Origin of the sequence: Mycoplasma sp. 480 (genome assembly GCF_051353065.1) — a bacterium.
GTDB lineage: Bacteria > Bacillota_I > Bacilli_A > Mycoplasmatales > Metamycoplasmataceae > Mesomycoplasma_A.
In genome coordinates this window covers 700,758-726,295 of sequence record NZ_CP195722.1, presented here as the reverse complement: position 1 = coordinate 726,295, position 25,538 = coordinate 700,758, and the positions used below count along the sequence as shown (strand labels likewise).

At 23.8% G+C, this 25,538-nt stretch carries 21 protein-coding genes and 10 tRNA genes; 26 read left to right on the top strand and 5 right to left on the bottom strand.

Annotation, left to right across the window (positions count from 1 at the left end):
• Window positions 1-29 precede the first annotated feature (29 nt).
• The 8 genes from ACR34G_RS03080 (at window position 30) to ACR34G_RS03045 (ending at window position 753) form a co-directional block, all read left to right on the top strand.
• Window positions 30-106 (top strand) — tRNA-Pro (locus ACR34G_RS03080).
• 1 nt (window position 107) lies between these two features.
• Window positions 108-184 (top strand) — tRNA-Ala (locus tag ACR34G_RS03075).
• A gap of 1 nt (window position 185) precedes the next feature.
• Window positions 186-262: transfer RNA gene (locus ACR34G_RS03070), tRNA-Met, on the top strand.
• 25 nt (window positions 263-287) lie between these two features.
• Window positions 288-364 (top strand) — tRNA-Ile (locus ACR34G_RS03065).
• Window position 365: 1 nt separating this feature from the next.
• A tRNA-Ser gene (locus tag ACR34G_RS03060) sits at window positions 366-456 on the top strand.
• A gap of 65 nt (window positions 457-521) precedes the next feature.
• Window positions 522-597 (top strand) — tRNA-Met (locus tag ACR34G_RS03055).
• A gap of 2 nt (window positions 598-599) precedes the next feature.
• Window positions 600-676: transfer RNA gene (locus ACR34G_RS03050), tRNA-Asp, on the top strand.
• 1 nt (window position 677) lies between these two features.
• A tRNA-Phe gene (locus ACR34G_RS03045) sits at window positions 678-753 on the top strand.
• Window positions 754-945: 192 nt separating this feature from the next.
• Here the strand turns inward: ACR34G_RS03045 and ACR34G_RS03040 are convergent.
• Window positions 946-1,944 (bottom strand): hypothetical protein, encoded by a 999-nt coding sequence (locus ACR34G_RS03040; RefSeq protein ID WP_436358488.1) that lies wholly within the window; start codon window positions 1,942-1,944, stop codon window positions 946-948.
• A 71-nt stretch (window positions 1,945-2,015) separates the two neighbouring features.
• On the opposite strand from ACR34G_RS03040, the gene ACR34G_RS03035 reads away from it, so the two are divergent.
• From ACR34G_RS03035 to ACR34G_RS02985, 11 genes are all read left to right on the top strand, one after another.
• Window positions 2,016-2,807, top strand: a complete 792-nt coding sequence (locus ACR34G_RS03035) for an HAD-IIB family hydrolase (RefSeq protein WP_436358487.1) — start codon at window positions 2,016-2,018, stop codon at window positions 2,805-2,807.
• 37 nt (window positions 2,808-2,844) lie between these two features.
• Window positions 2,845-2,919: transfer RNA gene (locus ACR34G_RS03030), tRNA-Cys, on the top strand.
• A gap of 4 nt (window positions 2,920-2,923) precedes the next feature.
• A tRNA-Arg gene (locus ACR34G_RS03025) sits at window positions 2,924-3,000 on the top strand.
• Between the two features lie 83 nt (window positions 3,001-3,083).
• Window positions 3,084-6,011, top strand: a complete 2,928-nt coding sequence (gene dnaE / locus ACR34G_RS03020; protein ID WP_436358486.1) for a DNA polymerase III subunit alpha — start codon at window positions 3,084-3,086, stop codon at window positions 6,009-6,011.
• Entirely contained in the window at window positions 6,004-6,867 is an 864-nt protein-coding gene (locus ACR34G_RS03015) for a 5'-3' exonuclease (protein WP_436358485.1), read from the top strand. The genes dnaE and ACR34G_RS03015 overlap by 8 nt, the downstream gene beginning before the upstream one ends.
• A 1-nt stretch (window position 6,868) precedes the next feature.
• Entirely contained in the window at window positions 6,869-7,417 is a 549-nt protein-coding gene (coaE, locus tag ACR34G_RS03010) for a dephospho-CoA kinase (protein ID WP_436358484.1), read from the top strand.
• 46 nt (window positions 7,418-7,463) lie between these two features.
• The gene (locus ACR34G_RS03005; RefSeq protein WP_436358483.1) at window positions 7,464-8,384 is read left to right on the top strand and encodes a DnaD domain protein; all 921 of its coding nucleotides are present in this window, start codon (window positions 7,464-7,466) and stop codon (window positions 8,382-8,384) included.
• 18 nt (window positions 8,385-8,402) lie between these two features.
• The gene (locus ACR34G_RS03000) at window positions 8,403-9,290 is read left to right on the top strand and encodes a DnaA ATPase domain-containing protein (RefSeq protein WP_436358482.1); all 888 of its coding nucleotides are present in this window, start codon (window positions 8,403-8,405) and stop codon (window positions 9,288-9,290) included.
• A 39-nt stretch (window positions 9,291-9,329) separates the two neighbouring features.
• Complete coding sequence (gene cmk, locus ACR34G_RS02995; protein WP_436358481.1) at window positions 9,330-10,436, top strand: (d)CMP kinase; 1,107 nt, start codon at window positions 9,330-9,332, stop codon at window positions 10,434-10,436.
• Complete coding sequence (gene der / locus ACR34G_RS02990) at window positions 10,429-11,736, top strand: ribosome biogenesis GTPase Der (RefSeq protein WP_436358480.1); 1,308 nt, start codon at window positions 10,429-10,431, stop codon at window positions 11,734-11,736. Before cmk ends, der begins: the two co-directional genes overlap by 8 nt.
• Window positions 11,736-12,020, top strand: coding sequence for an HU family DNA-binding protein (locus ACR34G_RS02985; RefSeq protein WP_436358479.1), 285 nt, complete (start codon window positions 11,736-11,738; stop codon window positions 12,018-12,020). The genes der and ACR34G_RS02985 overlap by 1 nt, the downstream gene beginning before the upstream one ends.
• Here ACR34G_RS02985 and recU read toward each other — a convergent pair.
• A complete protein-coding gene (recU, locus tag ACR34G_RS02980) occupies window positions 12,013-12,501 on the bottom strand; it encodes a Holliday junction resolvase RecU (RefSeq protein WP_436358478.1) in 489 nt (162 codons plus the stop codon). The genes ACR34G_RS02985 and recU overlap by 8 nt on opposite strands.
• Before the next feature lie 102 nt (window positions 12,502-12,603).
• On the opposite strand from recU, the gene ACR34G_RS02975 reads away from it, so the two are divergent.
• The 5 genes from ACR34G_RS02975 (at window position 12,604) to ACR34G_RS02955 (ending at window position 18,000) form a co-directional block, all read left to right on the top strand.
• The gene (locus tag ACR34G_RS02975; protein WP_436358477.1) at window positions 12,604-12,900 is read left to right on the top strand and encodes a holo-ACP synthase; all 297 of its coding nucleotides are present in this window, start codon (window positions 12,604-12,606) and stop codon (window positions 12,898-12,900) included.
• Between the two features lie 81 nt (window positions 12,901-12,981).
• Complete coding sequence (locus tag ACR34G_RS02970) at window positions 12,982-13,686, top strand: lysophospholipid acyltransferase family protein (RefSeq protein ID WP_436358476.1); 705 nt, start codon at window positions 12,982-12,984, stop codon at window positions 13,684-13,686.
• A complete protein-coding gene (locus ACR34G_RS02965) occupies window positions 13,686-14,516 on the top strand; it encodes a segregation/condensation protein A (protein ID WP_436358475.1) in 831 nt (276 codons plus the stop codon). The genes ACR34G_RS02970 and ACR34G_RS02965 overlap by 1 nt, the downstream gene beginning before the upstream one ends.
• Entirely contained in the window at window positions 14,506-15,102 is a 597-nt protein-coding gene (scpB, locus tag ACR34G_RS02960; protein WP_436358474.1) for an SMC-Scp complex subunit ScpB, read from the top strand. Before ACR34G_RS02965 ends, scpB begins: the two co-directional genes overlap by 11 nt.
• Window positions 15,103-15,114: 12 nt before the next feature.
• Window positions 15,115-18,000, top strand: coding sequence for a lysylphosphatidylglycerol synthase domain-containing protein (locus ACR34G_RS02955; RefSeq protein ID WP_436358473.1), 2,886 nt, complete (start codon window positions 15,115-15,117; stop codon window positions 17,998-18,000).
• Between the two features lie 195 nt (window positions 18,001-18,195).
• On the opposite strand, the gene ACR34G_RS02950 is transcribed toward ACR34G_RS02955, so the two are convergent.
• The gene (locus ACR34G_RS02950; RefSeq protein WP_436358472.1) at window positions 18,196-19,437 is read right to left on the bottom strand and encodes an IS3 family transposase; all 1,242 of its coding nucleotides are present in this window, start codon (window positions 19,435-19,437) and stop codon (window positions 18,196-18,198) included.
• A 705-nt stretch (window positions 19,438-20,142) separates the two neighbouring features.
• Window positions 20,143-21,513 carry an IS1634 family transposase gene (locus tag ACR34G_RS02945; RefSeq protein WP_436358471.1) on the bottom strand — a complete coding sequence of 457 codons (1,371 nt, stop codon included), beginning with the start codon at window positions 21,511-21,513 and terminating at the stop codon, window positions 20,143-20,145.
• 681 nt (window positions 21,514-22,194) lie between these two features.
• Between ACR34G_RS02945 and ACR34G_RS02940 the strand changes: the two genes are divergently transcribed.
• Together ACR34G_RS02940 and ACR34G_RS02935 are read left to right on the top strand one after the other, a co-directional pair.
• Window positions 22,195-22,941: a tyrosine-type recombinase/integrase gene (locus ACR34G_RS02940; RefSeq protein WP_436358470.1), complete on the top strand. Its 747-nt coding sequence runs from the start codon at window positions 22,195-22,197 to the stop codon at window positions 22,939-22,941.
• Window positions 22,942-23,073: 132 nt separating this feature from the next.
• Window positions 23,074-24,444, top strand: a complete 1,371-nt coding sequence (locus ACR34G_RS02935) for a dihydrolipoyl dehydrogenase (protein WP_436358469.1) — start codon at window positions 23,074-23,076, stop codon at window positions 24,442-24,444.
• Window positions 24,445-24,674: 230 nt separating this feature from the next.
• Here ACR34G_RS02935 and ACR34G_RS02930 read toward each other — a convergent pair whose 3' ends face one another.
• Window positions 24,675-25,490 (bottom strand): Eco57I restriction-modification methylase domain-containing protein, encoded by an 816-nt coding sequence (locus ACR34G_RS02930; protein WP_436358468.1) that lies wholly within the window; start codon window positions 25,488-25,490, stop codon window positions 24,675-24,677.
• Between the last annotated feature and the right edge of the window lie 48 nt (window positions 25,491-25,538).

Below are 25,538 nucleotides of genomic sequence, written 5' to 3'. Positions count from 1 at the left end.
TTTTTGTATTTTATGTTATAATTTTCAACGGAGAAGTAGCTCAGCTTGGCAGAGCGCTACGTTTGGGTCGTAGTGGTCGCAGGTTCAAATCCTGTCTTCTTCACCATGGGGGGGTAGCTCACTTGGCTAGAGCGCCTGCCTTGCACGCAGGAGGTAGAGGGTTCGACTCCCTTCCTCTCCACCATGGCTCTGTAGCTCAGTTGGTTAGAGCGTTCGGTTCATACCCGAAAGGTCAAGAGTTCGACTCTCTTCGGAGCCACCATATGGAAACCCAGCGGGTTTATTTTGGACCTATAGCTCAGTTGGTTAGAGCAACCGGCTCATAACCGGTCGGTCACTGGTTCGAGTCCAGTTGGGTCCACCATGGGCAATTACCCAAGAGGCTGAAGGGACTAGTCTTGAAAACTAGCAGGGGCTTCACCGCCCGCGGGGGTTCAAATCCCTCATTGCCCGCCATTTATTATTAAATAAGGTAATAACTTAAAAATAATTCCAATGTTGTCAATTTACAACATTTATATAGCGGAGTGGAGCAGTTGGTAGCTCGTCGGGCTCATAACCCGAAGGCCATAGGTTCGAGTCCTATCTCCGCAACCAACGGTTCAGTGGTAAAGTGGTTTAATACGTCTCCCTGTCACGGAGAAGATCGCGGGTTCGATCCCCGTCTGGACCGCCATGGCTCTGTAGCTCAGTAGGTAGAGCAACGGATTGAAGCTCCGTGTGTCACTGGTTCGATTCCTGTCGGAGCCACCATTTCAAAAAATGACCTCACCTTTTGAAGGTGATTTTTTTATTCTTTTTAAAAAGAATGATTAAATTAAAAAATGTAATTAAATCAGATAAATAAAAACCGTTTTGCCCCATAAAACAGGCATAAACGGTTTTTTAATTAACCAAACTGGGAAACTAATAAAAAAAATCAATCTTAATAGATTGAAATATTTCTTATTTTAAAAGTAATTTAATGAATGCATGATTTTCTACCACTTCTTCTACATGTGTTGCTTCGTGAGAGTGGAAAGAAAGCATCATTAAAGTTCCTATAATTCCAATAGCAAAGAATATTAATGATCAATATCATTCTTTTTTTGAACCATTTCTTAAGTGAATGAACTCTGGAACAAGTTCTATTACAACAACAAAAGTTAGGATAGAACCACCAGAAGCATTAATTATTGGTAGTAATCATCAAATTGTTTGCAAATGTCTATTTATAAATGCACCTATAGTCATAATAGGAATTAATAAAAGAGTAGTTAATAAGTTATAAATAACTGCTTTTTTAATTGTTTGACCATATTGTACTTGTCTATAATAAACAATTAAAATTTCAATTACAATGTGAATGTTAAATGTAACAATTAAACCTACATTAATATCTTCACCTACACTTATTCTTGAGACAGTAGCTCCTAAAATAAATCCATCAATTGTTCTATGTGATAAAAGCAATAATATAGCTAATCAAGCAGATTTAGGATTATCGATATCACTAAAGTTTATAATGTGGTCGCTATGACCATGTTCATTATGGTCTTTGTGAACATCAGAAACACCAAAAAAACGCACAAAAATATATCTAACAATAAAAATAGTACCAATTCCAATAATTGCTCCTGAACCAATTATTGCTAAAGTCAATAATTGTTCATTATAAACACTTTTACTTAGAAAATCTTTCAATTCATCTTGATGATGAATTTTGTGTTCGATGGTATCAAAACCTTCTCTTAAAAATCCTACTGTTCCTATAATAATTAGCATTCCTGCACTTAGGGCATATAAGTAAATATTTGAACTTCTTTTAATAGTTGGTTTTAATTTAGCAATTAGTAAAACCATTGTAATTGGTACTATTAATAATATTGATATATATATTAATAGATTAACAAAAATTGCTAAATCAATATTTCCATTAAAAGACTCAGCTTTATATGGGAACATATTTTCCTTTCTACATTAAAATTAATTATAAATTTTAGCATATTTTTTAATTAAACAAGTATAATTAACCTATGAAATTTCCAAAATTATTATTTTTAGATTTAGATGGAACACTTTTAGATAAAGGTATAGGTGTTTGAGCTAAAATGAGTGAAAAAAATAAAGATGCTGTTTTAGAATATTCAAAACAATATCCTGTTGTTATTTCAACAGGTAGAACCTTTAATCATGAAGTAGAAAAAATAGCTAAATCAGTTAATGCTAAATTTATAGTATGTCAAAACGGTTCCATTATACTTGACAAAAATTTTAAGGAAATTCAAAACTATAAAATTTCTCAAGAAGTAATTAAACAAATTTTGGATGAAGTAATTAATCAAAAACTTACTTTTGTTGCAAATCCTGGATCAATAGTTTATGGACGTGGTTTTTGAAATAAAATATATTCTTTATTTTCTCACTTTAGTCATAAAGACTATGAAGAGTTTGAAATCAAAGAATTAAATAAAATTCTTGTAATAGGACATTCAAAAAAGAAAATTAAAAATTTATTTAATGATTTAACAACTAAATTTCATAACCAAATAGACGCAAGAATTGTGGGTAAAAATTACGCAATTGAAATTACAAGACATGATTGTTCAAAAGGAGAAGCAGCAAAAACCATAGCAGAATTTTTAAATATTGATTTAAAAGAATCAATGCACATTGGCGATTCTATGAACGATTCTACAACAAAAAATATTGTAGGTACTTTAGTAGCAATGAAAAGTGGTTCTAAAAGGTTGCAAGAAATTGCGGATGTCGTAGGACCGAGAAAACAGAACGGCGGAGTATCAAAAATACTAAAATCATTTAAATAAACAAATTTATTGTATAATTAAATATGTAATTATACAAGGCACCATAGCCAAACGGCCAAGGCATGGGTCTGCAACACCCTGATTACCGGTTCGAATCCGGTTGGTGCCTCCAAATTGCGCCCGTAGCTCAACTGGACAGAGTGTTTGGTTACGGCCCAAAAGGTTAGGGGTTCGACTCCTCTCGGGCGCGCCAAATCATCTTATTGACCATAAAGGAAATTTTTAAAAAAGTTTCCTTTTTTCTTATTTGTTTTTCTATATAATTAAATTATGGAAATGAAAATAAAATATAATTATAAATTACATAATATTACTGAATATTCTTTTTTGGAATCAACAATTACAATAGATAAACTTATTTATTTTGCTAAAGAAAATAATTTTTCTTATGCATCTATTTGTGATAGAAATAATATGTTTGGAGTAGCAAAATTAATTGATGAGTGTCAAAAAAATAATTTAAAACCCATAATTGGAATAGATTTAGATGTAGAAAAATATAGATTTTTAATTTTTGCTAAAAATTATAAAGGTTACTTAAAATTAAGTAAATTAAGTTCTGAATTTTTTGCAAAAAAAGAGATTTTTATTTCTGATTTAGATGATGAAAATTTGATAGTTATTGACCATTTTGATTATGGTTTTTATGCAACAAATAAAGAAGTTCCAAATATCGTTAACTTCTACAAAAATAGTAAGGAAATAAATGATGAAAAAACTGTTTTTATAAAGGAAAATCGCCTATTTTTAGAAAAAGATAGAGATGTTTTATCTACACTTTTTTCAATTAATAATAAAGAAATAAAAAATGATTTCTTTGCTTTGTGTGAGCAGGATGAAATAAATGAAAAAAACAATAAAAATATAGAAAAAATTATAGATGATATTAATATAATTTTTCCAACACAACTAAATCCTTTACCTAAATTTAAAAATGATAAAAATTTAGATTCTAAAGAATATTTAATGGATATTATTAAAGAAAAAGCTAATGCTAAAAGTGATGAATTAAAAAAATTTGCTGATAGTTTACCAAGAATAAAAAAAGAGTTAGAAATTATTAATGAACTCGGTTTTTCAGATTATTTTTTAATCATTTGAGATTTAATTAAGTGAGCAAAAGAAGAGAATATTTTTATTGGACCAGGAAGAGGTTCAGTATCAGGATCCCTTATTTCATATATTTTAGACATAACAGAAATAAATCCGCTGAAATATGACTTATATTTTGAAAGATTTTTAAATCCAAAAAGAGTAACAATGCCAGATATAGATATAGATATTCAAGATACAAGAAGAGAAGAATTAATTCATTATTTAATTAATAAATATGGCAAAAAAAATGTAGCACTAATTACAACTTTCCAAACTCTTGGAGCTAAAATGGCATTTAGAGATGTTGCGAGAGTTAAAAAAATTTCTGTTTCAGAAGTTAATGAAATTTCCAAATTAATTCCAAATGATTTTTCATTAAAACAAGCATATGAAAAAATACCTAAATTCAAAGCAAAAATTAACTCAAATCCTTTATATTTAGAAGTTTTTGAAATAGCTAAAGAAATAGAAGGACTTCCACGACAACATGGAACACATGCTGCTGGAGTTGTTATTAGTGACAAAGAAATTGAAACAGTAGTTCCAACTTTATATACAGATAATAATTTTTTAGAAACTCAATTTCCTATGGAGTATCTTGAAAAATTTGGATTATTAAAAATTGATTTATTAGGTTTAAAAAACTTAAGCGTTATTCAAGATGTGATTGAACTTGTAAAGGCAAAAACAGGATTGCAAATCAAAATTGAAAATATTCCAACATATGACTTAAATACTAATTTATTACTTTCAAAAGCACAAACAAACGGTGTTTTTCAACTGGAATCACCAGGAATGAAAGAAACTTTGAAAAAAATTTCCGTCACTTCCATTGATGATGTTGCTGCTATAATCTCTCTTTTTAGACCAGGACCAATAAAAAATATTGATACTTATGCTAAAAGAAAAAAAGGTTTAGAAGAAATTCCAATTATCTCTAATGATTTTGACCAAATTTTAAAAAGCACATATGGAATTATCATATACCAAGAGCAAATTATGCAAATAGCTCAAACTGTTGCTAAAATGGATTTTGCTGATGCAGACATTTTAAGAAGAGCAATTTCTAAAAAAGATATTCATTATATGGAAGAGTTAAAAGAAAAATTTTATTCTGGAGCACTTTCAAATAATTATTCCTTAGAAACTGTTGAAAAAGTTTTTTCTCAAATAGAAAAATTTGCAGAATATGGGTTTAACAAAGCTCATGCAGTAGCTTATGCTGTTTTAGCATATAAAATGGCATATTTAAAAAGTAAATATACTCAATATTTTTATGCTGCTTTAATTAATAATGCAAGTGGTTCTCATGAAACAATTAAAAAATATGTTTTAGAAGCTCAAAATTTAAAATTTGAAATCGAATCTCCAGAAATAAATAGTTCTTTAAATAGTTGTGTTATAGTTGAAAATAAATTAATTTTACCTTTTATTATGATTAAAGGTCTTGGTATTATTGCAACACAAAAAATTATTGAAATAAGATCTAAAGGTCAATTCACTTCATTTTTTGATTTTTGTTTAAAAATGAAAATGAATAAAATTACTGATTCAATTATCAAAACTTTAATTTTTTCAAATACTTTAAGAGAATTTGGAAATATCTTTGAACTTGAAGAAAAATATAACCAAATTTCTTTATATATAGATATAATCGTAGAAAAACAAGGTGATGATTTTTCTTTAAATGAAGAAATTTATGAAAAAACAAAAAATGAATTTTTACAAAATGATATAAAAATAGAACTAGATAATGCTAAAATAGAATTAATTCAAAATAAAGAGTTGTCTTATCTTGGAATGACTTTTACAAAGGAAAAAGCAAGTAAATTTGAAGGAAAAATCAAACTTGCAGATATCCACAAAGGAACTAAGCACATTTTAGCTTTAAAAGTAGTTTCCAAATCTTCTTTCCATGATAAAAACAATAATGAAATGGGTAAAATTACTCTTAAAGATAGTTCAAAAATAATTGAAATATTAATTTTTTGAAGAGAATGAGAAAAAATTAAAGAACTAAAAATTAATCATTATTATGAATTTGAAATACTAAAAAAAGAAAATGATGATTTTAAAATTTCATCTATTATAAAGGAGTTATATGAATAAAAAAATATTATTAGTGGATGCCAATTTACTACTTTTTAAGTCATTTTATGGAACAATTTACAACAATTTAAATAATAAAGATGGTGTTCCAACATCAGCAATCAACGCTTTCTTTTACACTTTATTAAATGTAATTGATTACATTGATCCAGATTGTTTATATCTAGCTTTTGATTCTGCTCAAAAAACAAAAAGACACGAAATGCTTGCTGATTATAAAGATGGCAGAAAACAAGCACCAGAAGAACTTTGAATTCAATTTGATTGAATTAAAAAAATATTAACTGAAATGAATATAGTTTTTGAAAACATTCCAACTTTTGAAGCAGATGATTTAATTGCTACCTTAGCAAAAAGATTTTCAGAAAATGAAAATGAAATTATAGTATTTTCAGAAGATAAAGATTTATTGCAATTGGTAGATGACCATGTATCAGTATTAAACAAAAGAAGAGAAGAATATACACTAAAAACAAGAAAAAACTTTTATATTTATGAAGAAATGGATCCAAGACAAGTTATTGATTTTAAAGCACTTGCTGGCGATCAATCTGATAATATCAAAGGTGTTGAAGGTATAGGAGAAAAAACTGCTAAAAAACTATTAAATAAATTTAGTAATATTGACAATATTTATAGAAGAATTGAAGAAGTTTCAGATTCTTTAAAAGAAAAATTACTTGCAGATAAAGAAAATGTTTATTTATATAGAGAAATTGTAAAATTAAACGACCAAGCAACAACTAAACACACAATAGAAAGTACAACTTTTAAATTTAGAAGAACAAAAGAATTAGCAAATATTTTAGAATATTTAGAATTAAAAAATTTAGAAAAGAAAATAGACAATTTTTAAGATGATAGCAGTTATTGGAAAATATGGTTCTGGAAAAACAACCTTTTTAAAAAAAATAGAAAAATACGGTTATAAAGTTTTATACACCGATGATTTTTATAAAGAATGCTATGCAAAAAACGGAGTTTGCGTTTCTATAATTAAAGAAAAATTAGGAATAAATTTTATTAAAAATGATGAAGTAAATAAAGAAGAAATTAGAAACTTTATTCTTAATGACAAAGGCAATATAAATAAATTAGAACAATTAGTTTATCCGGTGCTTGAAGAACATTTAAGCAAGTATAAATATGATTTTGTTGAAATACCAAATTTATTTACGAAAAACGCAAATTTTCTTCGTTTTTTTTCACAAATTTTAAATATTCAAACAACCGAAGAAAAAAGGCAAAAAAATATTGAAAAAAAAGGTGTGAATAAAAAAATTTCTGAATTAAATAATTTCCTAAATAATGGAAAAATAGGCAAAAAAGTTGTTAATATTTCGTGAGAAGATATAGAAAAAGAAAACTTTTTTGAAGATTTTTTTACAACTTTAAAAATACTATAATAAAATAATTTCACTTAAATAAAAAAACAAAATTTTAGGGAGTAAAATGAAAAGCAAATATAAATTAGAATTAGAAAAAAGAATAACAGATTATGATATGGAAATCATAGAGAATTTTTACTTACCTATTATTGGGGCAAAAGCTGTATTTTTGTTTAGTTTTTTACATAATAAAGTTAAAGCAAACTTATCTTTAAGTTCTCTATTTTTTGAAATTGAAGAATTTATTATTGAATTAAATATGAAAGAAGATAAATTCAAAAAAAGCAAACAATTTTTAGAAGCTGTTGGTTTAATTAGAACCTACTATTCAGAAGACTTAGATGAATACATTTTTTTACTAAAAAAACCTTTAGAAGTTGAGACTATTTTAAAAAATAAATTATTTTTAAATGAAATAGAGAAAAAAATAGGACAAAAAAAATTAGAAAAATTAATAAATAAATTTGAAGTTAAATTAACTAATACAGATGATTATGAAGATATTAGTACAAGCTTTTTAGAAGTTTTCAAAATCGATGAACAAAAAATATCTAATACAGTAGAAATTGAATTAACTAAGGTTAATGACAATTCAACTGCTAAAGAAACTTTTAATACTGAAAGATATTTAAATTTTTTAACTAAAAAATCTGTAAAACCTTCTTTAGTAAAAGAAATTGATAAATTTTTAGTTCATATGAGTCAAGAATCTATTAATGAAGTGTTAAGTTTTTGTTATGAAGTTAATGGTAAAATAAATAGAAAGTATTTTATTACCATAATATCTGATTTACTAAAAAAAGAAATAACTGAAGCAAAGGATATTAAAAATGAGTTAGAAGATGCCCTTTCTTTTAAAAAGAGTTCCCAAACTAATATTTTAGATTTAGATGAAGAAGAAACTAATGGTTCTAATAATTCATTTAAAAATAAAGAAAAAGAAGTTTCAGAAAATGAATTAGAAAAAATATTAGATTTTTTATAGAAAAGAGAATGGTATAAAATGAAATTAAATTTAGATATCTTTTCTAGTGAACAAGAAAAAGAAATAATTGATAAAAAGAAACAACTAATAATTCAAGAAATAAAAAGAAATAGTAAAACATCTGAAATAATTGAACAATATTCAATTTTGGATCAAGAAATTGAAAAAAATTTAGATTTATTTATTCAAGTTTTAGAAAAAAATGAAAATTTTGAAGTTTCAATCGTAAGAACTGAAACAGGAACTTTGAAAAAAGTATTTATTTTATCTGAGAAAAGAAAAAAAGAGAAATATAAACAAAATTTTTGATTAACAGAAATTTTTAGTTTTGATGTTGATTTAGACTTAAAAACTCTTTTAAAACAAAATCAACAAAAAGATACAAAAATTAACTCAAGATTTTTAAAAGTCATAGAAAAATATAAAAATTTAGAGCATGGCTTTTATTTTTATGGCGATATGGGAGTGGGAAAAACAAAATTTTTACAAGCTACATCAGTGCATTTTGCTAAAAAAAATAATTCTATAATTTTTTTAAATATTCCTATTTTTCAAACTTATTTAAATAATAAAATAACTTCCAAAACATTAAATTTAAATGAAATTTTAGAAAAATTGAAAAAAGTAGATAAATTATTTTTAGATGATTTTGGTTTAGAAAAAAAATCAATGTGATTCAGAGATTCAGTTTTATACGAAATTTTAAATTATCGTTTAGAAAATTCAAAAATAACTTTTTTTAGTTCTAATTATTCTTTATTGGAACTCAAAAAAATTTATTTAGATTCTTTTGTGGACAACAACAAAAAAGAAGATGAAGAATTTAAAGTTACAAGATTTATAGAAAGAATTAAAGGACTTACTGAAGAGTATAAAATTTTTGGAAAAAATTTAAGAAATAAATAAAAAAATATTCTTATTTTCATTTATAATTTAATTAAAATTATGAATGAAAATAAAGAAAATAGAAGACAAAAATGAAAAAAATATAGAGATTCTATTAATGGATACTCTTTTTTTTATTTTGCTCTTTTAGAAAAAGATGTAAAACTTAAGAAAAATTATTATAAAATTAAAAAAATAGTAGAAAATTTTAATAAAAAAAGCACATTAAAAATAGATGATTTTTTAATTTTAGAAAATTTAGATAGAGAAAAAAAAGCAAATAGTAATTTAGAAGATGACAAAAATATAAGTTTAAATTTTAATTTTTTAAATAATAAAATAAATGAGTTAAATGCTTTTTTAAATGAAAAAAAGGAAAGAATTACATTTGTAGAAAACATAAATATAGATTCACATATTTTTGATGAAGAGATTCAACATGTTGAGTCAATTAATATCGAAAATGAAAGGATAGAAATGAAAAAAATAAATATAGCTATCGATGGACCTTCAGGAGTTGGTAAATCCAGTGTTTCTGAACTCCTTGCTAAAAAATATGACTTAAAATTTATTAATTCTGGATCATTTTATAGAGCAATTTCTTTGTATTTTTTAAATAAATTAGGAGAAAATAATTTTTCTCAAATATCAAATGAAAAATTTGTATTAGAAAATTGAAATATAGACAAATTGCATTTAGATCAGAAAGGTAATTTATATTTAGAAAATAAGCTAATTAATTCTAATGATTTAAGACAAGATGTTATTTCATGAGGAGCAAGTAATATTGCCAGATATAAAGAAATAAGAAAGCAAATAGTAAAATTTTTACAAGATTATTCAAGTAAGGAAAAAGGGGTAATAATGGATGGAAGAGATACAACATTTGTTATTTTACCTAATGCTGAGTTAAAAATATTTTTATGAGCTTCTGCAGAAGTTCGAGCATTAAGAAGAATGAAACAAAATAAAGAAATGGGATTTGAAACAGATTTTGAAAAACTCAAAAAAGAGATTGAAGATCGTGATTTTCAAGATATGAATAGAGAAAATGATCCTTTACACAAAGCAGAAGATGCTATTTTAATTGATTCTTCTAAATTGACTCTTGAAGAAGTAGTGGAAGAAATTTCAAAATTAGTTGAGCAAAGGATGAAAAATGAGTAAGAACATAGTTGCAATTGTAGGAAAACCTAATGTTGGTAAATCAACTTTTTTTAACAAATTAATAGGAAAACGTGTATCAATAGTTCATGATCAACCTGGTGTAACTAGAGATAGACTTTATGAAGAAGTTGAATGAACAGGAAAGAAATTTAAAATAATAGACACAGGTGGAATAGAAGTTGAAGAAAGAATTTTTCAAGAGCAAATAAGAATTCAAGCACAAATAGCTATTGAAGAAGCTGATTTAATTATTTTGATGCTTGATGGAAGAAATGAAGTAGATAAAGACGATTTTTTCGTAGTAAATTTACTTAGAAAAAGTGGAAAAAAAATCCTTGTTGCATGTAATAAATTAGAAGGAAACAAAGAATTTGATTATTCAATTTATAAACTTGGTTTTGAAAAATATTTTCCACTTTCAGCTATGCATAGTGAAGGTATAGGAGATTTATTAGATGAAGTAGTTGCTCATTTAAATTTCGAAAATACAGAAAAATCGGATAAATTTAAACTTTCAATAATAGGTAAACCAAATGCTGGTAAATCATCATTGCTAAATTCTCTTCTTAATGAAAATAGATCTATTGTTTCTCCGATAGCTGGTACTACAAGGGATTCTATATCTTCTTTTTTAACTATTGATAATCAAGAATTTGAAATTATTGATACAGCTGGAATAACAAGAAAATCTAAATTAGTTGAATCGGTTGATCATTACGCCTTAATGAGAGCTATGAATTCCTTATCAGAAAGCAATTTATCTTTAATTATAATTGATGCAACACAAGAATTAAGTCATTTTGATTCAAGACTTGCTGGTTATGCATTTGAAGAAAATAAACCAATAATTATTGTTGTAAATAAATGGGATTTGGTTGAAAAAGAAACAAATACTATGGTAAATTTTGAAAAAAAACTTAGAAAAAATTATAAATTTTTAGATTGAGCTTCTGTTGTATTTATTTCTGCTTTATACAAGAATAGATTAGAAAAATTAAAAGAAGAAATTCTTCATGTAAAAGAAAATTTACAAAGAAAAATTCAAGCAAGTCTTTTAAATGAAGTGTTAATGGAAATTCAAATAAGTCAACCTGCTCCATCATTAAAAGGAAAAAGACTGGAAATTTCCTTTATAAAACAAGTAGAAGGACCTATTCCAACTTTTTTACTTTTTGTTAATAACAAAGATTATGCACATTTTACTTATTTAAGATATATTGAGAATCAACTTAGACAGTATTTTAATTTTAAAGGAACACCAATTAAATTAATTTTAAAAAACAAAGGTGAGAATAAATAATGAAAAGAAAAGAAATTTTAGTTGAACTTTCACAAAGAACTAAATTAAACATAAGACATTGTGATTTATTTTTAGACTCTTTTATTAATTTAGTTATGGATAAATTAAATGAAGAAGAAGAAATTTTGATTCCAAAATTTGGAACTTTTTGTATAACAACTCAAAAAGCAAGAGAAACAATTTATTGAAAAACCAAAGAAAAATATATTGTTGAACCTAAAAAAATTCCAAAGTTTAAACCAGCAAAACATTTTAAAGAATCTATATCAAATAATATTAAATAGATTCGATAAATGGTGCAAAATCAATAATTCCTGGATACATTAAATCTATTTCAATCCCTTCTTTTGATAAAAAATCAATATTTATTGATTGTTCACTATTTAGATCAATTTTATTTGCTGAAATAAGGAAAAATCTTTCTAAGTGTTTAAATAATATTATAAAGAAACTAATACCGCCATGTGCATTAATGTTTTTTAAATATTTTAATTGATGATCTTTTATGTTTTGTTTAGGTAAGTAATTTTCATTTGTGCTTTTAGCTTCAAAACAAATAAAAAAACCTTTATAAATACCATAATAATCAACAGTACTTTTTTTAGAAATAATTGCATTTTCTAACTCATTGTTATTTGATACTTTTTTAAAAGAAATATCTAAATTCTTTTTGTGAAAAATTGCAATATTATTTTCTAAATAAAATTTAATAGTATTATTAATTATTTTTTCTAAGATCATTCCTCTGTTTTTAGTGTTTTGCATACTTATTATTTCCTTTTTTTACTACTTTTGTAAGAAAAAATACAAAAATGAGAAAAATACAATATTTTTCCTATTTTTCGAAAAAAAAGTATAATTATAAATATGATTGGGGTAGATATAATTTCAATTTCCAGATTTAAAGGAAAAAAAGAAAATTTTATAAAAAGAATTTTGTCAGAAAATGAATGAAATTCTTTTATAAAAACAGAAAATAAAGAAAAATTTTTAGCTACAAGGTGAGCAATTAAAGAAGCAATTTTTAAAGCAGATAATAAATATTTTAATTTTAAGCAAATTGATATTTATAAAGAAAACAAAAAGTATAAATTTCAAAATTTTGAAATATCAACCTCAAATGATGAAGATACAGTTATTGCAGTAGCAATTAAAAAAGAATAAAGGAATATTATTATGAATATAAAATTTAAAAAAATTCTGTTTTCTCCTATTTGATTATATAGATTTAATAAAATTAGGAGAATGGCAAAAAAATATAAAAAAGGAAAAATTGAATTAAAACCACAATTTAGAAACGATTTAATTTTAAAATATGCAGAAAAAATTTTAAAATTATACAATGTTGAAATTGAAGTAAAGGGCAAAGAAAATTTAACTAATAAAAATTTTATTGCTGTTGCTAACCACTTGTCTAATGGAGATTCTTTTATTTTATTTAGTGCTTTGCAATCCGATATTGAGTTAAAAACAGATCCAAGAAGAATATTAACCTTTCTTGCTAAAAAAGAACTCACTAAAAATTGAGTTTCTAGAAGTATTTTAAATTTAATTGATACATTTTTTATTGACCGTTCTAAAATCAAAGAATCATTTAAAACTTTAGATGATTTCGGAAATTTTGTTAAAACCAATAAAACTATAGGAATAATTTTCCCAGAAGGAACCAGAAGCAAAGATGGTAAAATGCAAGATTTTAAAGCAGGAGCTTTTAAAATAGCTAAAAAAATGTTTTTACCAATTTTACCTATAACTATTAATTATAGTGGACTAATGTTTGATTCCAAAAGAAAAGGAAAATTAAAGGTAGAAGTTATATTTCATAATTTAATAAAACCACTAAGTTTTAGTTCTCAATCAAATGAAGCAATAGCTGCAAGAGTAAAAAACATAATAGAAAGTAAATATATTGTTAGCGATCCAGAAAAAAGAAGTAAAAAGGATAAATAATGGAAAAATTAGAGAATGAATTAAAAGACAAAACTAAAGAAAATATAGATAAAATAGAAGAAAATCTTGAAAAAGAAATCGAAGCAGAAAAAAATAATGATGCTGATATAAATATTGAAAATTTTAGTGGACCATTAGATTTATTATTATCTTTAGTAAAAGAGAAAAATTTAGATATTTTTGAAATAAACTTAGCAGAACTTGCTACTGACTATTTAAGAGTTATTGATAGAATTAAGGATACTCACTTTGAAATAGCGACTGATTATCTTGTTATGGCAGCAACTTTGATTCAAATAAAAGCAAAAATGCTTTTAGCAGAAAAAGATGAAGTTATAAAACAAGAAATTGAAGAAGATAAAGAAAAATTATTAAGATTACTTGCTGAATACCAACAATTTAAACCAATTTTTCAACTTTTAAGAGAGCAAGAAGAAAAAAGATCTCACATTTTTATTAAAAAAGCAAATGATTTGGAAGAATTTGTTAGACCTATTGACAGAACACAAGTGGATGGAAATTCTTCAAAAACTAAATTAACGCAAATTTTAACTTTAATGTTTGAAAGATTACATGCTGAAAAATTAAGACAAATTAAAATCGATAGTGTTAGTGTTACTCCTGGCGATCAAATGAAAATGATAAGAGAGTTATTTGCAAAACACGGAAAAGTTACTTTTGAAATGATCTTTTCAGTACCTTCCATAAAACACTTTGTAATTACTTTAATAGCATTATTAGATATGAGTAGAAAAGAAGAAATTATCTTAACACAAGAAGAACAATTTGCTACAATAATAATAGAAAAAGGACCAAACTATGAAAAATAAAATAATTGAAGCTTTAATTTATATGCAAGGAGAAGAAGGGATTTCTTCTGAACAATTACAACAAGTTCTAAAGTTAAACACAGTTAATGAAGCAAGAAGTTTGCTAAAAAGATTTGCAGATAACTTTAACAGACTTGAACGAGGAATCTTTGTAGTTGAATTTAATGATGTATTTAAATTTGCTACAAGAGAAGAATTTAAAGAATATATTTCTGATTTAGTAACAATTACAAGAAGACACAAATTATCAAATGCAGCTATTGAAACTGCAGCAATTGTTGCTTACAAACAACCAGTAACTAGATCGATGATTAGTGACATTCGTGGAGTTGCTTCAGATGCAATTGTTGCTTCCTTATTAATGAAAGGAATAATAGAAGAGGTGGGTGTTTCACCAACTGTTGGACAACCAACTTTATATGGAATTACAAATAGATTTTACGATTATTTTAAATTAAAATCTCTTCAAGATTTACCAAAATTTCACGAGTTTGATCAATTTGTAGAACCATCTGGAGAATTCGATGAAATAGAGGAAGTTGAAGAAGAAGCTTTTGATTTATTCGGTTCACAAAGAGAAAAATAATTTTAGGATACAATGACAATAGATAATAATAACGAGCATTTAATTAATCATATAAACGAAGAAAATACAGAAAAAATGGATTCATTAGCAACTGATGGAGAATTTTTTCTTTCCGAAAATGAATTAAAAACTGCAAATATAATTTCATCCGAAATCGTAGCTAAATTAGGCAATTCTGAAGAAGAAATTAATGAAAATAGTGTTTTTCTAAAGGCTACTTTATTTAAAAATATGCTTCAAAAGTTATCAAATAAGAATCATAAAATTTTCATATATTTTGATCATGATGATATCAATTATGCTTTTGCAGAAATTTTTATTAAAATCTTATCAAGTGATCAAAATAATAAAATAACAGTTTTAAATGCAGAAAATAATTTAACTAAAGATTTTGCATTAAACGAAATTTTTAAGCAAAGTTATGATTACTCCATTTTATTTTTAAAAGAAAATGATTTTTATAAAATTGTTTTCAAAAAAAGAACTTGAGATAACTTAACAAAAAAAGAAGAACAATTTTTAAATAAACTAGAATTATTTAATACTTTAGCTTTTAATAAAGTTCAAAACAGAGAAGAAGGTATTGTTTTTTTAGATAAAAGAATTATCAAAAGTAACAAAACCGTTTTTTCTGATAATAAGTATTTAATTTCTATTGACAAAAAAGATGATTTATCTGTATTTTTACCATATAAAAATATTTCTATCAAACATTTTAATGGCTTTTTAAATGGTAAAGAAATTCCTTTAAAAAGAGAAATTAAACAAACATTATTAAAAGAAAAAAAAGAAAAAAAAGATATTCTATTTTTTAATAATATTCAAAAGCAAACAAAAAATATCTTTGTTAAAAATTTAAATAATAAATATATAGAATTAACACAAGATGATATTAACTTACTGACTGTTGAGTATATTAGTGATAAAAATAATGGTTTAAATAATGTTGAATTTCATATTTTAGATGATAAATTATCTATTTTTCAAAGACTTTTAAGAGATAAAGGAATTACTAATATTATACAAAGTCCAAAAGAAATTTCTTTAACTGATTTTGTGTTTAAAAACAAAAATAAGATTAAAAACTTAGTTTTTGTTTATGATGGAATTAAAATTTATAAAATCGATTTTAGCAACAAAAATGATTTAGTTGGATTTGAAAATGTAGCAGATATTTTATTTAATATAGAAGTTTTTGATTATTTTAAAAACAATAAAAAAGATATTTGCAATTCATTAACAAAGATAAAAAAAGAAATTGATATTAATGTTTCAAGATTTAATCAAACTATAGCTATGAGTTTTAACTCCTTTTTAAAATTTGTTAAAAAAATCAAAAGAGAAAAAATGATTTCTAAATATAAAATTTTAGAGTTTGATCTTAAAAAGCAGGAAAATCTTTCTTCAAAAAGAACAATTTCTATAAAACTAACTTTAGAAAATGGATTTATTATTAATTTCTATTTTGATAAAGTGCAAAATTTACTACAATTTTCTACTTTTTCAACCTTTATACACAAACAAGAAATCAATTCAATAATTAAAAAAGAAGATGAAATCAAAAAAGAAATTATAGATTTTTCTATTTCATTAAAAGAAACAAACATAAATAGTAAGATTAAAAACATTTTTAAGTTCGCTTCGTTTTTAGTAATAATCTTTGTGATCTTTGTAATTTTATTTTCAACCATTTATAGAACTAAAGAAAGTGATGCTGAGGGAGTTTTAGGAATATTTGTTATTTTTTACAACATATTTTTAAATAATTATTTAAATAGATTTTTTAGTATTGCAATTGGTTTATCCTTTTTATTTTATTATCTATTTAGCACGTTTATGCTCTATAGAATACTTAAAAAACAAGGAACTAAAGTTAAGTTCAAACATTTATATTTAGCAATTTTTATAGGAACTATTGTTCAAAATATTACTCCTTTTGCTTTTGGTGGTGATTTATCTTCATATTGATATTTACAGAAAAAAGGGTATAATAAATCACATTTAGCTTCTGCATTTGCTTTATCATCACTATTTCAACAAATATCTATTTTAATAACTTCTTTTATTTTTATTCCATTAGGTTTTTATTTATATAGAGATACTCTTTTAGTTGATATAGATGCTAAAAAAATAATAACTTTTATTTCTTTAATTTTAGGAATATTATTAAATATTGTTCTGTTTTTTATTATTCTACTAATTTCAGTTGTTAAACCAGTTCAACACTTTATTATAAGAGTTATCATTTTCTTTCATAAACTTCATCCTTTATATTATTTTAGTAATTTAGATAGAAAAAAAATAGTTTTAGAAAATAAATTCTCTGAATTTAAAAACAATATTAAAAATGTCTTTAAAGATATTAAATTATTTTTAGAGTGTATATTTTTATATAAAATTTTAAATTTCATATTAAATGGTGCTATTTTTATTGCTTTAATGATTCAACCTAAAATACTTGAAGTATATAATGCACCAGGTCAATTTATGTATTGATTCTTAAATTTTTTAGCAGGAAGTGCTCTTGTAAATACAGCAAATAACCTTTCTCCAACACCTGGTGGAATAGGGACATCTGATTGATTATTATTAGTAATTTTTAAAAATATTTTTGTTGACAAAAATGTTGTTGATTTAGAAAACAATCTTAAAATATTTAGTTTTTCACTTAAAATTTTCTACTGATTAGTACCTAATATTTTATCTGGATTAATGTTATTAACACTTTATTTAGGAGAAAAAAGAGTAGATAAATACAAAAACATTGAATCACTTATTAGTATTGATTCTAATTTATCTAAAAACTACAAAAAAACAAAAACAATTTATTTTAAAAATGCTTTAATTATTTGAATAGTTTTTTCAATATCCATTTTATCTATTATATTTTTTCATTAAATAAAGAGAAAATAATCAAAAATAATAAAAAAACCTCATTGTGGAGCAATGGGGTTTTCATTATCTAAATTTAGATAATTAAGTGTAATGAACTATTTATTTAAATATTCATTAATAAGATGTTAACTTTAATTTTATAAAGTGGGACAATTTATTGGGACACATTTTACCAGTGATATCACTGGTAAAATTTTTTTACTTTGAAATTCAAGAATTTCAAATTTCATTTGGGGTTTTTCAATTTAAAATTGATTGTGGTCTTTCTTCATTATATCAATTTATATAATTATTAATCATTTCTTTTAAATTATTAAAAGTTAAATTTTTAATTTTAATGTGTGATAAACATTCGCTCTTTATATTAGAAAAGAAATATTCAATTTCTCTATTATCTAATGAATTACCAACTCTTGACATTGAAATTATTCCATTATTTTTTTCAATAATTTCTACAAATTTATTAGAAGAATAAACGCTTCCATGATCAGTATGCATAATTCATTTTTCATTAAAACTTAAATCTTTATTATGTTCTATAACCAAATTTAAATCATTATTTCTTGATAAATTTCAAGAAACAATCTTTTTAGTTTTGTGATGAATTGTTGCTGAAAAATATACATGATTAGAATCAAATACATCTTTAGGAGAGATTATATAAGAAACATCTGTTGCAAAAATATTGTTGTTTTTTCCTTGAAAATCTCTATTAATTATGTTTTCAAATTTTACTGAAGTATTTTTATCTTCTCTTCTTTTGGATTTTTTTCTAACTATGCAAAATAAATTTAATTTATTCATAATTCTACCTATTTTCCTGTAATTTATCTTTATTTTATGTTTTTTTTCGATAAAAACTTCAAGTCTTTTTCTTCCATACAAACAGTTATTTTCAGTAAAACCTTCATAAATCAATTTTTCTTCTTGATTCAATTCTTTTGCTTCAACATTTTTATTCTTGTTTCTGTAAAAAGTTGATTTAGAAATTTTCATAGTGAAGAGAAATTTTCTAAAATTTCTTGCTTCTTTTTTTTCTTTTTTTTGCTCTTCTTCATGTTCTTTTACAACACGATTAAAAATCTCATCAAAAACTTCTTTAGGTAAAACATCTTGATAAATTTTTATGGATTTAATTAAAATTTCTCTTGGGATACTATCCCAAATTTTTTTCTCTTCTTCTGGTGTTAAGATTTTTCTTTTTCTTCCAACGCCTTTATTTTTCTTAGGTGATTTTCCTGTTTGAGATTCTAAATTCATACCTAAATTATAAAGTTTAACTTTTTCTTTAAAAAACATTTTTTTAAAATTAGTTGGTTCTGTTTTTCTAAAATGAAAATATTGGGTTCAAAATAAATCTAAATTTCTCATTTTCTCACAATTAGCTAAATATTTTTTAATTCAATATTTTCATTCTTCTGGTTTTAATTGTTTTGACATTTTTCTCCTTAAATAAAAACATAAATTTGGTGTCCCAAATTTATGTCCCTGTTTATTAGTTATAATTTTAGTTTTTATTATTAAATTCTTAAGTTATAAATTCTGTAAAATTATATAACTATAGTGTAATGAGAAATCTCTTTACAATATTATTATAACACTTTTTCTAAAGGTGATTATGTAAATTTTACAAATTATTAATCAAAATGTCCCAGGGCATTTACTAATGTAAAAAACTCTATTATTTTTTCATAGAATTTTTAAATGTGTTAATCTTAAAATGACACAAAAATTTTAGGAAAAACAAACCAAAAATCCCAATTTTTTCCGTATTTTCGTAACAAAATAAATTTTGTGGTAATATTAAAATGTGACTAAGTTTTTTGTCACAGAAAGGGGTGATGAATCCATTATTTCATTATTTATAGATAAGGTGTTAACTCTAATTTTAGTTATAATTTTAGTTTTTATAATCAAATTCTAAAATTATAAATTTGTTAAAGTTCATCATCTCAAAAAAAATAATAAAAAAACCTCATTATGCGTCAATGGGGTTTTTCATTATCTAAATCTAGATAATTAAATGTGATGAATCCATTATTCATTATTATTATAACACTTTTTCTACAAATGTTTTGTAAATTGTAAATTTTTTATTAGAACAGAAATAATTTGTCACGATTTTTTAAAAAATTATAAATTAAACTAGTTTTTATTGATTTTAGATTTTTTGGTTTTTATATAGTTTTCAAATTCTTCAAAAATTTTTCATGCATTATTAGAAAATTCTCCTTCTTTTTTAAATTTTCTAATAATTTCTTTTGTGTTTGTATCTTTTTCTACAATATATTCTAAACTATTTAAAATATTTATTAATGACTTGTCAGTAATTTTATCTGAACTTCCTAATTCCTTATAATAAGCTTTTATTTCACTTAATAAATTTTTGAAAACATAAAGGGAAATAAAGGAAAAAAACGCACTTTCTTCAATCTGGTTTTGATTATACACCAACATTGAATTAGTTTCATCATTGCTTTTTAAAGTTTTGAATATTTCTTGGATTTTTTCTTGATTTCAATAGAAATCTAATTCTGCTTCTGATAAAGAAGTTTTATAAACAGAAAACGTTTTTATTTTTTTAGATTTAAAAGAATTATTGGTTTTGATATTGTTATTTTCATTTTTAGAAGCAGTTTTTGTTTTATATGGAATTATAAAATCTATATTGTTAGATTCAAGAAATTTTATATTTTCAGCAGAACTCATTTCTTTATTAATTATTATTGTTAGTTTATTGATAGAAATTCTTTCTTTTAATTCTTCAAATAATGGAATTAAGGTTCCAACATATTCTGTATTTTTAGCAAATGTTTTATAAAAAATAGGTATTCCTTGATCATCGTAAATCGTAGATAAAACAACTTGATCATCATAAAATTCATAATCTTCAAAAAAACTAAAGTCTTGTAAATTGTCCTTTATGATATTTTCTAAATAAATAGTTTTTGAATCAAAAAATAATAAGTTGTTTTCTTTGTTGATTTTATTTTTGAAAATAAAATCTAAAATTTTAGACTTATTTTTAAATAAAATACTTAAAGCTTGATGGAAATTACTTTTGGAATAATCTGAATTTAAAGTTGTTATGTTTTTAATATAGAATTCTTCAATTATCCTTTTAGGATTTATTATTTTGTTGGCTATTTGATAAGAAACCACTTCTTTCATTTCTTTATTTTGGTCAAAAGTAATTTGATTTAATAATTTTATATCTTCAATATATTCTTTTATAAATTCAAAACCATAATATAAGATATCTCAATACGTAACTCGGTTTTCTAATGCTCTGTCTATTTCTGATTTTAAAAAAACTAAATTAACTTTTTCATCGTATTGTTTGATAACCTCTTTAATTATAGCTTCGAAATTTTCATTTTTCTTTTTTAATTGAATGACGTTTCCTAGTCCTAAAAGTTTAACATTTTTTCTGGTTTTTCCATTAACTTGTCAATATCCAATATTTTTATAAGTTGCCTTTTTTGGTCCAGTTGAGTTATATAGCATTAATTTCATAGTATTAATTATATATTAATCATAATTTTTGTTTATAAATAAATTATTAATAAAATTCAAAAGTTGGTTTTTAACGATGTAAAAAATTTTATCATTCTTTCATTGATTGTTAAAAGTTTTAATCTTAAAATGACACAAAAATTTTAGGAAAAATAAACCAAAAATCCCAATTTTTTCCGTATTTTTGTAATAAAATAAATTCTGTGGTAATATTAAAATGTGACTAAGTTTTTTGTCACAGAAAGGGGTGGTGAACTATGTTTTATATTATTCATAGAGAAAATGATAACCTTAATTTTAATCATAATTTTAGTATTTATTATCAAATTCTAAAATTATAAATTTGTTAAAGTTCATTACCTCAAAAAATAATAAAAAAACCTCATTGTAGCGCAATGGGGTTTTCATTATCTAAATTTAGATAATTAAGTGTAATGAACTATGTTTACAATATTATTATAACACTTTTTCTACAAATGTTTATAAAAATGTGAAAACAAAAATTATATATCATTAATAGTGCAAAATTACGGATTTAAAAAAGAACTATTTGAGAATTTAATTTTTATTTAATAAAATTGAATTTTATAACTTATATATTTTTTGTTAAGTTTTTAAGTCAAAAATAAAATGAAATTAAATTTGTTTGTGTATTTTTAAATTTTATAAATAAGGAGAAAGATGAAAGTTAGAGATTTTTTAGAATATTGTACAGAAATTAATTTGTCTAAAAATACAATTAGACAATACGAATATATACTAGGAGATGTTTTAGATGTTGATAATAAAGAATTTAAAAAAGTAATTGAAATTATTATTGATGATAAAAAAGGTGGTGGATACCAGCATACTTTAAAAGATATTTATCATAGTTTTTTAAAGTATACAAAGGATGAAGAAAAATTAGAAAAATTAAGCAAAATCAAACTCAAACCCATCCCGCTCTACTTTAGAGCGATAATAACAAAAGAAGAACTTTATGAAAAAACAACAATTAAAACTAAACGGAAAACAGAAATTTTTTATAAAACAATAATTCGTTTTTTATTTGAAACAGGAATAAGAATTGGAGAATTAAAGCATTTAAATATTAGAGATGGCAGACTATATACTATAGGAAAAGGTAATCGTGAAAGACAATTGTTTTATAAATATGAAACATTAAAAATAATGTTTGAAAATTGAGATAAATATAAAAATGCCAAGCCAAATACAGTGGCTAAGCAAATCAAGAAAATTTTAGGAAAAATTTATTCACCACATAGTTTAAGAAGATCTTTTGCTAGTTTTCTTTTAAAAAATGATGCAAATCCTAAAATGGTACAAATGTTAATGGGGCATATTAAAATTACAACCACTTTTAAATACTTGCATTTTTCTGAAAGGGAAAATCAAGATATGTACAATAAAATCTTTTATGAAGAATAAAAATTTGTTTTCCTGAATGAAAAAAATGCAAAAAAATGCAATTTTTTCATTTGTTTTATTATTTTCTAAGTTTTTTAAATAAAGCTGCTATATAATAAAACTATAAAATATATTTATAAAAAAGGAGAAAAAATGAAAAAATTTGATGTAGTAGTTTTAGGTGGTGGTCCAGGCGGATATAGCCTTGCTAACATTTTAGCTACAAATGGAAAAAATGTCGCTTTAATTGAAAAAAGCGACTTAGGTGGAACTTGCGTTAATAGAGGATGTATTTCTACTAAAACTTTAATTAAATCTGCAAAAGTTTATGAAACTGTCAAAAAAGCTAAAGAATTTGGTATTCATTTAAATGGAAAACACTTTCATTTAAATGAAATTCAAAAAAGAAGAAAAGATAATAAAGAATTACTAAACACTAACATTGAAAAATTATTAGTTTCTAGCAATGTAACCATTTTTAAAGAATATGGTGAAGTTTTAAGTAATAAAACTATAAAACTAACTAACGAAACTATTGAATTTGATAAATTAGTTTTAGCTACCGGTTCTTCTAGTAGAAAATTAAACCTTAAAGGTTTTGAACAAGGTTACCAAGAAGGATTTTTAATTGATTCAGATAAAGCACTAACATTGGAAAAATTACCAGAATCAATGACAATAGTTGGTTCAGGTCCAATTTCTTTAGAATTTGCTTATTTCTATTCAACTCTTGGAGTTAAAATTACTATTTTAGAAGCAAGAAGTTTTATGGGTAATTTTGACATTGAATTACAAAAAAATGTTAAAAATTACTTACTAGAAAAAGGTGTTGCAATTTATGAAAATGTTAAACTTCTAGAAGTGAAAGATAAAACTTTATTAGTAGAAATTGATTCAAAAATACAGGAATTTTCCGATGATTTAGTATTAATGGCAGTTGGTAGAGTTGCTAACACAGAATCATTTAGTAAACTTAATCTTGAATTAACTCCTACTGGTTTTGTTAAAGTAAATGACAAAATGGAAACAAGTGTAAAAAATGTTTATGCAATTGGAGATGTAACAGGTATTTTACTTCTTTCAACAACTGCTTATAAAACAGGAGATATTGTTGCAAAAGAATTATTAAATAAAAAACACAACGAGGTAGTAAATCCTAAATTTATTCCTTGATCTGTTTATTTAAATCCTGAATTTGCAGGAGTTGGTTCAAGTGAACAACAATTAATTAATTCTAATGTAGAATATGCATCATTAGTATTACCTGCTGCTGCATTACCAAGAGTACATGCTGATGGTTTAGATAAAAAACACGGTTTTGTTAAATTTTTAATTGATAAAAAAACAAATAAAATATTAGGAAGTTTTATGTTTTTAGAAGGAGCGCATATTTTAATTAATGAAATTGCTCATGCTATCCAAAATGATTGAACATTTACTGACTTACAAACTAAATCATATACACACCCAACAATTGCAGAAGCTGTTTATTATGCAGCAAGAAACTTTACTTTTAAAAAATAATTAAATCAAGGCATTCAAAAAACTCACTAAATGTGAGTTTTTCTTATTTCCAGTGCCGGAACAATGGAAACTGCTAACAGCAGCTCTACTAATAATAATATAATTATAGCACAAAACCGTTTTTATAATTATACTTTATCAAGTTTCCCAGCAAATAGTAAAAAAGTTAAAAATCACCCATTTTTTGACTAATTTTATTGTTTTTATTTTTTCTTTATACCATTTTATTATTATTTATTACTGAATATAATAGAACTTAAGAGTGATTGAGAAAAATGAAATCTGCCATCTTTTTTAATTCCTGCTTTTTCTCAATCAAAATTATTAAGTTTTTCAAGAATCTCCATAGTTTCATCAAGAGAACAAAAAGTGTAAATCGAAAGAACTGATGCATCATAATGTATAAATTTGTTCTCTTGTGTATTTTTTAAAATATAAAAAGGTTTTTCTTTTCTTGTTAAACAATTAACAAAAATTTGAAAAGAAAAATTATGTGGACTTTTAGGAGTTGGTCTTATCCACTTTTCAGGCTCGTAAGCTATTTTTGTTGTTTTTAATGTTCTTTCAGTTTGTGAATTTATAAATTCTGTAAGTCCTGCTTTAATTTTGCTATTAAAACCAGAAGCGCCGCCTACTTTTACTACTATTTTATGATTTAATTCTAAAGGCTTACCAAATATTATTTTTCCATTATTATAAAAATATTCTAACTTTTTAGGATGATTTTTAGTTTTAACTATTTTTACTATAGAAGTAGGAACTGATGCGTTTTCTCACACGTTTTCAGAAATGGGTTCTCAGTATGTTATGGAAAAATTATCATATATATGTTTTATTAATTTTTTAGCACTACTATTGGAAAATATTTTGCTTGATATAATTCAAATTAATTCTCCATTTTCTTCTAAATCAAATAAAGCTTTTTCAAGAAAAAAATAAAATAAATTAGGTTTGTGATTTAGAAAGTTTGAATGCAAATTTTCTTGAATGTTTTTAAAGTCTACATAAGGAGGATTTCCTATTATAACATGCAAATTATTAATCAAAATGTCCCGGGGTATTTACTAATCAAAATGTCCTCTTTAGTAATATAT